Annotated in this window: 11 protein-coding genes; 2 read left to right on the forward strand and 9 right to left on the reverse strand. The window is 64.1% G+C overall.

Going from position 1 to position 11,664, the window contains the following annotated elements; all coding sequences use genetic code 11:
* Positions 1-194 precede the first annotated feature (194 nt).
* Positions 195-1,268, reverse strand: coding sequence for an NAD(P)-dependent alcohol dehydrogenase (locus J4E58_RS18680; protein ID WP_087090982.1), 1,074 nt, complete (start codon positions 1,266-1,268; stop codon positions 195-197).
* 259 nt (positions 1,269-1,527) lie between these two features.
* Between J4E58_RS18680 and J4E58_RS18685 the strand changes: the two genes are divergently transcribed.
* Positions 1,528-2,460 (forward strand): universal stress protein, encoded by a 933-nt coding sequence (locus J4E58_RS18685; protein WP_053261120.1) that lies wholly within the window; start codon positions 1,528-1,530, stop codon positions 2,458-2,460.
* A gap of 40 nt (positions 2,461-2,500) precedes the next feature.
* On the opposite strand, the gene J4E58_RS18690 is transcribed toward J4E58_RS18685, so the two are convergent.
* Positions 2,501-3,139, reverse strand: coding sequence for a TetR family transcriptional regulator (locus tag J4E58_RS18690; RefSeq protein ID WP_053261119.1), 639 nt, complete (start codon positions 3,137-3,139; stop codon positions 2,501-2,503).
* 129 nt (positions 3,140-3,268) lie between these two features.
* On the opposite strand from J4E58_RS18690, the gene J4E58_RS18695 reads away from it, so the two are divergent.
* Complete coding sequence (locus J4E58_RS18695) at positions 3,269-3,928, forward strand: O-methyltransferase (protein ID WP_087090983.1); 660 nt, start codon at positions 3,269-3,271, stop codon at positions 3,926-3,928.
* 81 nt (positions 3,929-4,009) lie between these two features.
* Here the strand turns inward: J4E58_RS18695 and J4E58_RS18700 are convergent, their stop codons facing one another.
* The 7 genes from J4E58_RS18700 to J4E58_RS18730 form a co-directional block, all read right to left on the reverse strand.
* On the reverse strand, positions 4,010-5,794 hold the full coding sequence (locus J4E58_RS18700; protein ID WP_087090984.1) for a SulP family inorganic anion transporter: 1,785 nt from the start codon (positions 5,792-5,794) through the stop codon (positions 4,010-4,012).
* A 42-nt stretch (positions 5,795-5,836) separates the two neighbouring features.
* Positions 5,837-6,658, reverse strand: coding sequence for a polyphosphate kinase 2 (gene ppk2, locus J4E58_RS18705; RefSeq protein WP_007925677.1), 822 nt, complete (start codon positions 6,656-6,658; stop codon positions 5,837-5,839).
* A gap of 88 nt (positions 6,659-6,746) precedes the next feature.
* Positions 6,747-7,181, reverse strand: a complete 435-nt coding sequence (locus tag J4E58_RS18710) for a nuclear transport factor 2 family protein (RefSeq protein WP_087090985.1) — start codon at positions 7,179-7,181, stop codon at positions 6,747-6,749.
* A 151-nt stretch (positions 7,182-7,332) separates the two neighbouring features.
* Positions 7,333-7,857 carry a cupin domain-containing protein gene (locus J4E58_RS18715; protein WP_087090986.1) on the reverse strand — a complete coding sequence of 175 codons (525 nt, stop codon included), beginning with the start codon at positions 7,855-7,857 and terminating at the stop codon, positions 7,333-7,335.
* 99 nt (positions 7,858-7,956) lie between these two features.
* A complete protein-coding gene (locus J4E58_RS18720) occupies positions 7,957-9,843 on the reverse strand; it encodes a Gldg family protein (protein ID WP_087090987.1) in 1,887 nt (628 codons plus the stop codon).
* A 10-nt stretch (positions 9,844-9,853) separates the two neighbouring features.
* Positions 9,854-10,588 (reverse strand): ABC transporter permease subunit, encoded by a 735-nt coding sequence (locus J4E58_RS18725; protein ID WP_087090988.1) that lies wholly within the window; start codon positions 10,586-10,588, stop codon positions 9,854-9,856.
* Complete coding sequence (locus J4E58_RS18730; RefSeq protein ID WP_007925682.1) at positions 10,585-11,508, reverse strand: ABC transporter ATP-binding protein; 924 nt, start codon at positions 11,506-11,508, stop codon at positions 10,585-10,587. The genes J4E58_RS18725 and J4E58_RS18730 overlap by 4 nt, the downstream gene beginning before the upstream one ends.
* Between the last annotated feature and the right edge of the window lie 156 nt (positions 11,509-11,664).

The raw sequence follows: 11,664 nt of genomic DNA on the forward strand, positions 1-11,664 counted from the left end.
GCTGGTCGGCCAGGGGTGCGGCGCATCGATGCGCGCCCGGAGTTGACCGACGAAAGCCGTCGCGGCTTCCAGGCTGCTGAAGCCCACTGTCAGGGCATCCATGTGCACGAGCCAGCCGTGGCCTGTCGGTTTCGCTGTGATGTCGATGATCATCGATCGCCTCCGCTCAAGCCTCCGCGTCGCCCGGCCGGGCATCACGGGGTAATCGCCACCTTCATGACCCCGTCCCGCTGGTGAGCGAACAACTCATAGGCGGCTTCGACATCGTCGAGTTTGAAACGGTGGGTCACCAGGGGCGACAGATCGACCCCGCCGCTTTGCACCACCGCCATCAAGCGGCGCATGCGTTCTTTGCCGCCGGGGCACAGGGTGCTGACGATGCTGTAGTCGCCCAGCCCGGCGGCGAAGGCGTCGAGGGGAATGTGCAGGTCGCTGGAATAGACACCGAGGCTGGACAACCGCCCGCCTGGCCGCAAGACGCGCAAGGCGGACTCGAAGGTGCCCTGGGTGCCCAGCGCTTCGATGGCCACGTCGACACCACGGCCATCGGTCAGCGCCATGATCTGCTCGACCACGTTACCGTCCTTGAAGTTGACCACATGGGTGGCTCCCAGGCGTTTGGCGACCGTCATGCGCTCGGCCACGGCATCCACGCCGATGATCTGGCTGGCACCCTTGAGCCGCGCACCGGCTACCGCGCAGAGGCCGATCGGCCCCAGGGCGAATACCGCGACGGTATCGCCGATACTGACCTCGCCACGCTCTGCCCCGGAAAACCCGGTGGACATGATATCGGGGCACATCAGCACCTGTTCGTCGCTGAGGCCGTCGGGGATCGGGCACAGATTGGCCAGGGCATCCGGCACCAGCACGTACTCGGCCTGGCAACCATCGATGCTGTTGCCGAACTTCCAGCCGCCGATGGCGCGAAAGCCATGGCGGGTGTCCGGACCGTCCTGGGAAGCGCAACCGCACAAGCAGGCATAACTTTGCCCGCTGGGCGTGATGGCCCCGGCAATCACCCGCTGCCCCTCGACAAAACCGCGCACCTGCGAGCCCAGCCGCTCGATGATTCCCACCGGTTCATGACCGATGGTCAGGCCCTTGGCCACCGGGTACTCGCCCCGCAGGATGTGCACATCGGTGCCGCAGATCGTCGTCGTGGTGATACGCACCAGGGCATCCAGCGGCCCCACTTCGGGGATCGGCTTTTCATCGAGCACGATCCGGTTCTTTTCCACGAAAATTGCCGCTTTCATGGTGGCCATGACGATCCTCCAACCTTGAGCCCGCGCTTGAGTCCAGCAAGACTTTCAGGCTGCGCCGGGAGCGAGAGCCTGAGCTTGATCATGATCAATAATTCATCAATGGGCCCCTCGCGACTGACCACACGTCAGCTGGCCCGCTCCACTGCCGGACGGGTTGATACAGATCAAGCGCGCACCGTCGGCCGCAGGCAGGATCGCAGAGGGCTTTACGGCCGAAGACGCGTTGCCGTCACTTGCTATTACCCCTGGGAGAGTCGTCATGTCCGAGCAATCACGTTTCATGCTGGTCGCCTCGCCGCTGATGGAGAACAGCCCCGCCTTCGATCGGGCCGCCGCCCTGGCCAAGGCCGAAGACGCAGCCCTGCACATCGTCGCCTTCGACTACCTGGAAGGCCTGGCCACGGCCAGCCTGGTCAACGAACAGGCCCTGGAGCAGATGCGCCTGGGGTACGTCGAGCGCCATCACCAGTGGCTCGAAGAACAGGCCCGCCCGCTGCGCAAACTGGGGCTGACCGTCACCACTGAAGTCGTCTGGGTCGAAAGGCCCTTGCAGGAAATCCTGATCCACCTCAAGGAGCAGCCCATGGCCTTGCTGATCAAGGCACTGCAACACGAATCGCTGCTGTCGCGGGTAATGTTCACTCCCCTGGATATCCACTTGCTGCGCGAATGCCCCGTGCCCCTGCATTTTGTCAGCCATGTACAGCACGCATTGCCACGCAGGATCGTCGCAGCGGTCGACCCGTTCCACCGCGAGGGTCAGTACAAGGACTTCAACGACCGGATACTGCATGAGGCCTCGAAACTGGCCAGCGCCTGTAACGCCGAGCTCGACGTGATCTATGCCCATGACCTGTCCTCCATCGGCGCGGACGAATTCAACTTCGACCAGAGTTCGACATTTTTCTCGACAAGCAAGGCCAAGACTCTGTTCGATGCCCAAGGCGACGCCTTCAACGAACTGGCTGAACGCAACGGCATTGCGCCGGAACGTCAGCACATGATCATGGGCAATCCGGCCAAGGTCCTGACCAGCTACGCAGACGCCTATGACATCGATGTGATTGTCATGGGCAGGGTCGGTCATCGCGGTGGCTTGGGGCGCCTGATCGGCAGCACGGTGGAGCAACTGCTGTACAAGGTGCCTTGTAGCGTATGGGTGGTTTCGCCAGAGGTGCTGATGACCGAATAAAGCCCTTTTTCAGGATGCTTGCCCGCGCGCGCCAGGCCGGTCAGTCAGCGCGGCGCGCCAGTTGCGTAAGGTAGGCACAGAACATGTCTGCCATTGCGTCGGCGTAGGTCTGGATCTCTGCGGCGGTGCGCGGGCTTTCTGAAAAGTCCTTGCCCACGCTGCTGAGGGTGGTGGTGATCAAGTCGGCGGCCAGGGCGCGGGTGGCCTGCGGCGCCTCGGGCAGCGCCTCCTCCATGAAAGCCTGGAAGATCCGCTCCCCTTGCGCCTTCACGGCCTGCGCTTCAGGGGCGTCGCGGTACAGCGGCGCGGCGTCGTTGAGCGCCACGCGCATCCTGGCTTCCTCGCACTCGGACTGGATAAACACCCGGACCAGCACCCGCAGCCGCTCCAGCGGGGCTTTGCCACCCTCTTCGAGGATGCTGCGCAGCATCTGCGTGGTCTGTTGCCACTCATCGCTTTGCAGGCGGAACAGGATCGCCGCCTTGTTCGGGAAATATTGATACAGCGAACCGATGCTGACGCCGGCCTTCTCGGCCACCCGCGCGGTGGTGAAACGCTGCGCGCCCTCCTTGGCCAAAACCTGAGTAGCGGCTTCCAGGATCGCCGCCACCAGCTCCGTCGAGCGTGCCTGTTTAGGCGCTTTGCGCGAGGAAACCTGCGGGGTCCGGCGGTTGCTCATGATGGCCCGACAGGGCCGCAGCCAATGCGAATAGCGCAGGGGGTCACTTGCTCATATCCTCTGAATGCGACGAATTGATCGCATTTTAGCCACGCGCCGCAAGGCGTCAACTTCGGACGGGATGCCCCCATGACCAGCACATTGACCACCTCCCCACTCGCGCCCCTGCTCGATCGCCTGTTCGAGCAGGCCAATACGGCGACCAACCCGGCCGTCGCCGGCATCTCCCGCGAGGAACGCGAACGCCTGATGCACAGCAAGACCGAATACCTGGATTTCTATGGCCGCCTGAAAGACCTCTGGCTGCCCGTTTCCCGCGAGACCGGCGGGCTGCTGTACATGCTGGCGCGCAGCACCCGGGCCCGGCACATCGTCGAGTTCGGCACCTCGTTCGGCATCTCGACCCTGCACCTGGCGGCGGCCATCCGCGACAACGGCGGCGGCCGCCTGATCGGCAGCGAGTTCGAGGCGTCCAAGGTGCAACGGGCGCGCCAGCACCTGCTCGAAGGCGGCCTGGCCGACCTGGTGGAAATCCGCGAGGGCGACGCGCTAAAGACCCTGGCGGTCGACCTCCCCGAGTCCATCGACCTGCTACTGCTCGACGGCGCCAAGGCGTTGTATGCCGATATCCTGGCCCTGGTCGAAAGCCGCCTGCGGCCGGGCGCGCTGATCGTCGCCGACAACACGGACTACTGCCCGGACTACCTGGCCCGGGTCCGTTCGCCCGCCAGTGGCTACCTGTCCGTGCCCTTCGGCGGCGACGTGGAACTGTCGATGCGGTTCGCCTGAGTCCTCCCTGGAAGACAAGGCCCCGGTCAAGATCGGGACCTGATCACCCGCGACTTTGCCACTGAGTCGCGCCACTGCCGCTTAGCGATCCTCGCGCCCTTCCCCCTCCAGCGGATGCTGCGCGAGGTAGCTGTCGACGGCATCGCCGATGGTCGGGAAGAACGCCGCTTCGCCGAAGCGTGCGAACAGCCCGAACCGCTTCAGCTTGTCCTTGACCGGGTCTTTCATCTGGGCCACGCACAGCTTGATGCCGGCCTGGTGCAGGGTGTCGTCCAGTTCCGCCAGCATGTCGGCGGACGTCACGTCGACGCTGGTGACCGGTTCCGCTGCCACTACCAGCCAGCGCACCGGCGTTGGCGAGGCCGCCACGGCGTCCAGCACTCGGTCATGGAACAGCTCGGCATTGGCGAAGAACAACGGGGCGTCCCAGCGAAACAGCACCACGCCGGGGATCAGGCGCGCGTCGGGATAACGCGTGATGTCGTGATAACCCTTGACCCCTTCCGCCCGCCCCAGGACCGCCGAGTAAGGGCGCCAGCCATCCCACAGGAACTCGATGACGGCGATCACGATGGCCAGGCCGATGCCCTCGATCGCGCCCAGCACCGCCACGCCGACGGTGCAGACGATGGACAGCCAGCACTCCCATTGCTGGATACGATAAATCCGCCGCAGGTCGCTGACTTCGATCAGGCCGATGGCCGATGCGATCACCACCGCGGCCAGGGCGCTGGTGGGCAGACTCTCCAGCAGGTTCGGGGCCAGCACCAGCAGCAAGGCCACGGCCAGGGCGCCTATGACTCCGCTCAGCTGGGTCCTGGCGCCGGCGGCCTCGGCCACGGGGGTGCGCGACGAGCTGCTGCTGATGGCAAAACCCTGGAAAAATCCGGCCGCCAGGTTGGCCACGCCAAGCCCGACCATCTCCTGGTTCGGGTCGACGTAGGTGCGGGTCCGCGCTGCGTAGACACGGGACAGCACGCTGGTATCGGCGAACGAAACCAGGGCCACCGCACAGCCGCCGATCAGCACCGGGCCGATATCGGCGCGGCTGATCCAGGGGATGGCGAACGCCGGCAGGCCTTGTGGCAGAGAACCCAGGACCGACACGCCGGCTGTTGCCGCAAGGTCCAGCACAGCGACAGCGACGGTCGCCGCGGTGACGGCGATCAGAATGCCCGGCACCCGCTGGCTGTTCTTGAACAGCAGGATCACCGCCAGGGTCGCCGCGCCGACCATGAAGGCGATCCAGTTGGTCTTGCCCTCCAGCACCGCTGTGGCAATGGCCCACAGGTTGCTCAGCGGCCCGTTGGCCTCGACCGAGAAACCGAAGAGCTTCGGCAGCTGGCTGATCAAGACCGTCAGCGCGATGCCGTTCATGTAGCCGTAGCGAATCGGCTTGGAAAGCAGCTCGGTGACAAACCCCAGGCGCGCGATGCCGGCCAGGATGCACACCACCCCGGCCACGATCGCCATCATCCCCGCCAGGGCGACCGCGCGCTGCGGGTCACCGCCGGACAGTGGCAGGACCACGGCGAGGATCACCGCGGCCAGCGAGGAATCCGGCCCCAGTACCAGGATCCGGCTGGGGCCGAACAGCGCATAGGCGAGCAACGGCACGATGGTCGCGTAGAGGCCATAGATGCCGGGCAGCCCCGACGCCACCGCGTAGGCGATGCCGACAGGCACCAGCACCGTGGTCAGCACCAGCCCGGCCACGAAATCGTGACGCAACCAGGCCACGCGGTATTCGCGCAGCATGCGCAGCCCCGGCAGCCAGCGGCTCCAGCGATGCTGTTCGTCGCCGGCGTCCCGGCGGGCAATCCGGCCAGGTTCCGGGACGGGCGGAGAAGACCCCGAATGGTTCATCGGACACTGGCCTTGGCGGGTAGATGGGCTTATGCCTGGTGCTCAGAACTTCTGCGGAACCCGTCGCAACGGATGGTCCGATTCCCGATAGCCGCCCGGCTTCTGGCGTTTGGGCAACACCACTTTCTCCCGTGGTACTTCCTTGTAGGGAATGCGGCTGAGCAGGTCGCTGATGATATTGAGACGCGCGCGGCGCTTGTCGTTGGAGTCGGCCACCAGCCAGGGCCCATGTTCGGTGTCGGTGGCCTTGAACATCGCGTCGCGGGCACGGGAATAGTCATACCAGCGGCTGTATGACTTGACGTCCATCGGCGTCAGCTTCCAGATTTTGCGCCCGTCCTTGATCCGTGCTTCGAGGCGGCGGGTCTGTTCTTCCTGGCTGACTTCCAGCCAGTACTTGAGCAGGATCACGCCCGAATCGACGATCGCCCGCTCCACCAGCGGCACCGCCTTGAGGAAGCCGTCCGCCTGCTCTTCGCTGCAAAAGCCCATCACTCGCTCGACGCCCGCGCGGTTGTACCAACTGCGGTCGAAGATCACCACTTCGCCCGCCGCCGGCAGGTGCGGCAGGTAGCGCTGCAGGTACATCTGGCTTTTCTCGCGGTCGGTCGGTGCCGGCAGCGCCACCACCCGGAACACCCGCGGGCTCAGGCGCTCGGTCAGGGCCTTGATGGTCCCGCCCTTGCCGGCGCCGTCGCGTCCCTCGAAGACGATGCAGATCTTGATGCCTTTTTCGCGCACCCACTCCTGCAGCTTGACCAGCTCCACATGCAAGCGGCGCAACTGGTCCTCGTAGTCTTTTTTGCTCAGTTTTGCGGGTTCAGCGGGAGCACCCTTGGTGGCACCCTTTTTGTTTTTTGCCATGACCGGAACCTCATGCTCGCTTTCATCGATCGCGTGAGTCTAGTCGAGGATCCGGCCTCCACAGGGCAGCCCTGCTCTTGCTGGCGGCTCAGCCAGACGCCTTGCTCGCCGCCAGATAGGGCGCCAGGCGGCGCGCCATTTCTTCGCCGAGGGCCTGCAGGCCGCTCATGGGACGGACCATCACCTCGAACTCGACGATCTTGCCGGCTTCGTCGAAGCGGATCAGGTCGATGCCCTTGATCTGCCGCTCGCCAACCCGCGCGCTGAACTCCAGCACCACGCTCAGGCCATCGGCGGTGACCAGTTGACGGTGATAGGCGAAGTCGCTGAACACCTTGAACACGGTATTGAGGATGGTCGAGACCACCGGCGCACCCGGATAAGGCGTATGGGCCATGGGCGAACGGAATACCACTGTCGAATCCAGCAGGTCAGGCAAGGCGCCCAGGTCACCCTGGGCCAGCATGGCGTGCCAGCGTTGCAGGGAGGCGGCAGCCTGGGGATGCAGTTTCAGATCGGACATGGTGTTCTCCTGTCGCTTGCAAGGGGTGGATCGGGGAGCTGTCGTTCGACGGCGATTGACCGAGCCACCATAAGCGCCGGGCGCCGCGCGCAACAATGATCGCAAGTGACACTTGACTGATCGCAATGAGCAATCGGCGTGACGGTTTTCTTCAGGGCTGGCAGAGCCGTTCGAACAATTTGGCGTGCCGCGGGAAGCGTTCGCTGAGCTGGCGCTTGCAACCTAGCTGCATGTCCGCGTAGTCGAACCCTGGGCACACCGCCTCGCTGATCAGGCCGTAGCCCGCCGCGCCGGGCAGCAGCCGCGAGGCCTTCCATACACCGCCGGGAACGTGAAGCTGCAAGCACTGGCCGGCCAGCACATCGCTGCCCATCACTCGGGTTTCCAGGCGGCCATCCGGGAACACCAGGCAGTATTCGAGGGCATCGCCGAGGTGGAAGTAATGCAGGATGTCGGACTGGTTAAGATGAAAGTGACCGATGGGCGAATCCCCGGTCAGCAGGTAATAGATGGAGGTCATCAAGTAACGCTGCCCGCCCGCGCTGGCGAGCATCGGCCGCTGGTCCGTCTGGAAGGTCCGGCGGTAGTAACCGCCTTCCGTGTGCGGTTCCAGGTCGAGGGCGGTCAGCAGTTGTCGGGCGCTGCAAGCAGGCGTGGGCGGGAGCGGGTCAGTCATGTCGGGGTCACAGGTCAGGGAGTTGCTCCCAGCGTAGCAGCGCCTCGCCCTGGCGCTGGCCCGACCTGGCGCATGAATGGCAAGTCGGGCCCTGGTCACTTACGCTCGCCGCGAGCCGGCTACCTTGCCGAGCGGCGCAGGCTTGCGCGACACGTCCTTGCTCCGGCGCAGGTAGCGCACGACCCAGACCAGCAGCATGCCAAGGCTCAACAGCAGCGGAACCGCGGCGATATTGAGCATCTTCAAGGTCCTTCCAAGCTCATCGATATCGGCGTTCAGCTGGTATTGCACCTCGCGCAGTTCCTTGCGAATGCGGGTTTTCTCCTGCATGAACTGGCGCACCGTCGCCTGCTGCTCGGCGCTGAGGGTCTCGCCCTTGTCCGGCGAACCCTGCAACTGCTGCAGCTTGCCTTCGGTTTCCTCGAGACTCTCCTCGAGGGCGAAGCGCTTGGCGCGGAAGCTGGCTTCGGCCTGGCGGCGCAATTGCTCCACCACCACGAACGGACGACTGTAGGGGCCGCGCGAGCGCAGGCTGTTCAGGGCGTCCGAACCGGCGAGGTTGTCCAGGGTATTGAGCACGAAGGAGGCGTTGTCGGCCCATGGCCGTGCTGCCGGACGCCCGTTGACGTCCTGCATTTCCAGCCACATCCGGTCGCTCAACAGGTCCGTATCGGCCACCACCACCAGGTTGACCTGCTGCGCCTCCTTGAGGCCGTCCTTGCGACCCTCGATGCCGTCGGCAAAGACTGTGCGTACCGGGCCTTGCACCCGGGCGGCGATCACGTAACGCTGGCTGGGCTGTTCCTGGTCGCGCAGCATCTGTTTGCGGTCGGCTGGCTTGTCGAAACGGTCCGCCTCGAAGGCCTTGGCCGAGTCGGAGCTGTACATCAGCGGTGTAAAGCGCGTGCTGGCGCCGGCCACCGGTTCAAGGATGCCGGCGGTGGTCAGGGCAATGAACTCCAGCCCGGCGGTACTCGGGTCCTGCTGGCTCAAGGCAGCTTGCGGCACACCCAGGGTGAACGGCCGCGGCAGCGGACGCCCGTCCTCCTCGGAACTCTCCAGCAAGGCATAGAGGTTGTCCCCCACGACCTTGCCCGACTGCATATGGATGCCCCAGGCCTTGAACAACGGTTCGAGATTGGAGGACTTGTCCTTGCTCTGGATGCCGAAGTACTCCTCGCCGGAGTCCTGTTCGCTGTAGGGGTCGACGAAGGCCAGCAGCTTGCCGCCGCGCAACACGAACTGGTCGATGGCGTACAGGGTCGGCTGCGAGAGTTTTTTCGGGTGCAGCAACATCAAGATGTCGACATCTTTCGGGATGTCCTGGGTATCGGGCTTGAGCTGTTGCAGATCGAACTCCCGACGCAGTTCCTGGAGCAGCATCCACGGCTCGGTCTTGCTCTGCGTGCGGATATCGAAGCCACCGTTGGCCGGCAGGCTGCTCAACAGGCCCAGGGTCGGGCGCTTGGGGTTGGCCAGGGTCTGCAGCAAGCGGCTGATGTCGTACTCGAGGAACTCTTCCTGGTCCGGCGCGAAAAACTCGATCGCCTGGGCGTTGTTCTGCTCATCGGTACCGGCCAGGCCGAAATACACTGGCGCCCCGCCCTGCCCCAGCGGCACGGCCTGCAGGCCGAACTCGGCGGCCTTGTCCTCTTCCGCGGAAAACGGCAGTGGGTCGATGACGTGCAGGCGGATCTTGCCGTCGGCCTCGCGCTCGTAGACTTTGAGCAGTTCCTGGACCCGCTGGGCATAGCCGCGCATTGGCACCAGTTCCTTCGAGCCGCTGTCGGAAAAGTAGAAATACAGGTCGAGCGGTTGTTTCAGCTCCGCGAGAATCTGCCGGGTGCCGGCGCTGATGGAGTAGAGCTTGTTCTGGGTCAGGTCGAGCCGGACACCGGTGAGCAGCAGCCCGGTCGCCAGGTTGAAGGCCAGGAACAGCAAAGCAATCAGCAACAGACCGGAAGTGGAATACAGCATGCGTTTCATCGAATCGTCCTCACTCGGCTTTCTTCAGGTTGACCGTCACCACCGTGGCCATCAGCCAGGCGACGATCACGCTGAGGAAATACAGCGGATCGCGCAGATCGATCAGTCCTTTGCTGATCGCGCCGAAATGCGTCAGCAGGCTCAGCGAGGCCAGCAAGTCCAACAGCCATTGCGGTGCCCACGGGTTGAGTGCATCCAGCACCAGGGAGAAACCGCAGGCAACGAACAGGAAACACACCATGAAGGCGAGGATCAGGGCGATCACCTGGCTCTTGGCCATGGCCGACATGCAGGAACCGATCGCCAGGTAGGTGCCGGCGAGCAACCAACTGCCCAGATAGCCGGTCAGTATCACGCCGTTGTCCGGGTTCCCCAGGTAATTCACGGTGAGCACCATGGGCAGGGTCAGCAACAGGGTGATGCCGGCGACGGCCCAGGCGGCGAGGAATTTGCCGACCACCGCTTCGAAACAGCTCACCGGCAGGGTCATCAGCAATTCGATGCTGCCGGACTTGCGCTCCTCCGACCACAGGCGCATGGCCAGGGCTGGCAGCAGGAACAGATAGAGCCAGGGATGGACGTCGAAGAACGGCGCCAGGTCCGCCTGGTTGCGCTCGTAGAAACTGCCCAGGTAGAAGGTGAAGACGCCCGAGAGCACCAGGAAGATCTCGATGAACACGAAGGCCAGCGGCGTGGCGAAATAACTGCCCAGCTCACGTTTGAAAATCACCGGTAACTGTCTCATGCCGACTCTCCCCGGGTCAGGGTCTGGAAGACCTCGTCAAGACGGCCCTGCTCCAGTTCCAGGCGCTTCATCTTCCAGCCACGCGCGGTCACCAGCGCGTTGACCTGAGGGAAAATCACCTCACCGGGCCGCGCCAGCAGCGTCAGGCTGCCCTCGGCGGGGTTCTCCTCGACGCCCGCCACGCCCGGCAAGACCACCAGGGCCAGCAGGTCCAGCGGCTCGTCGGCCTGCAAGGTCACCGCCTGGCGGTAGCGCGAACTGCGCTCCAGCTCATACGGCGTGCTGTCGGCCAGCAAGCGGCCATTGCTGATGATCAGGGCACGGTTGCAGACGGCCGACACCTCTTCGAGGATGTGGGTCGAGATGATCACGATCTTGTCCTGGCCCAAGTCCTGGATCAGTTGGCGAACCAGTTGCTTCTGGTTCGGGTCGAGGCCGTCGGTGGGTTCGTCGAGAATCAGCACCCGCGGATCGTGGAGGATCGCCTGGCCCAGGCCGACCCGGCGGGTGAAGCCCTTGGACAGGGTCTCGATGGTCTGCCGGCGGACGTCGCCGAGCTCCAGCAGGTCGATCACCCGGTCCACCCGTTCACGCTTCTGCGCACCGCGATAGCCGCGAACACTGGCAATGAACTCCAGAAAGCCCTGTACCGCCATGTCGCTGTAGCTGGGTGCGCCTTCCGGCAGGTAGCCCATCTGCTGCTGGGCATGACGGGTCTGGGTGCGGATGTCGAACCCCAGGATGCTCGCGGTGCCAGAGGTTGGCGCCAGAAAGCCGGTGAGCATTTTCATCGTGGTGGATTTGCCTGCACCGTTTGGCCCAAGAATCCCCAGAACTTCTCCCGGGCCGATATGACAGGACAGATCGTCGACCGCGACCTGCCCGGAAAAAGACTTGGTTAGTTTGGATATTTCGATCATGGCTTCCAGGTTCAGCAAGAGAAGTCTGAGGTGAACAGCTAAAAGCCATTCATATTCAGCAGGGGGTTGAGATTGGATAGTTGCAACAGGATCAACAGCTGTGTTGTGCCGGAATGGGCGCAATACAATACACGCTGATATTTTTAATGAGGGTAT

The organism is Pseudomonas sp. FW305-25 (assembly GCF_017351415.1).
Taxonomy (GTDB): domain Bacteria; phylum Pseudomonadota; class Gammaproteobacteria; order Pseudomonadales; family Pseudomonadaceae; genus Aquipseudomonas; species Aquipseudomonas chlororaphis.

Excerpts from the sequence above, each read along its gene's own strand:
- J4E58_RS18680 (WP_087090982.1), bottom strand. The coding sequence starts at position 1,268 with ATGGCCACCATGAAAGCGGCAATTTTCGTGGAAAAGAACCGGATCGTG.
- J4E58_RS18685 (WP_053261120.1), top strand. The coding sequence starts at position 1,528 with ATGTCCGAGCAATCACGTTTCATGCTGGTCGCCTCGCCGCTGATGGAG.
- J4E58_RS18690 (WP_053261119.1), bottom strand. The coding sequence starts at position 3,139 with ATGAGCAACCGCCGGACCCCGCAGGTTTCCTCGCGCAAAGCGCCTAAA.
- J4E58_RS18695 (WP_087090983.1), top strand. The coding sequence starts at position 3,269 with ATGACCAGCACATTGACCACCTCCCCACTCGCGCCCCTGCTCGATCGC.
- J4E58_RS18700 (WP_087090984.1), bottom strand. The coding sequence starts at position 5,794 with ATGAACCATTCGGGGTCTTCTCCGCCCGTCCCGGAACCTGGCCGGATT.
- ppk2 (WP_007925677.1), bottom strand. The coding sequence starts at position 6,658 with ATGGCAAAAAACAAAAAGGGTGCCACCAAGGGTGCTCCCGCTGAACCC.
- J4E58_RS18710 (WP_087090985.1), bottom strand. The coding sequence starts at position 7,181 with ATGTCCGATCTGAAACTGCATCCCCAGGCTGCCGCCTCCCTGCAACGC.
- J4E58_RS18715 (WP_087090986.1), bottom strand. The coding sequence starts at position 7,857 with ATGACTGACCCGCTCCCGCCCACGCCTGCTTGCAGCGCCCGACAACTG.
- J4E58_RS18720 (WP_087090987.1), bottom strand. The coding sequence starts at position 9,843 with ATGAAACGCATGCTGTATTCCACTTCCGGTCTGTTGCTGATTGCTTTG.
- J4E58_RS18725 (WP_087090988.1), bottom strand. The coding sequence starts at position 10,588 with ATGAGACAGTTACCGGTGATTTTCAAACGTGAGCTGGGCAGTTATTTC.
- J4E58_RS18730 (WP_007925682.1), bottom strand. The coding sequence starts at position 11,508 with ATGATCGAAATATCCAAACTAACCAAGTCTTTTTCCGGGCAGGTCGCG.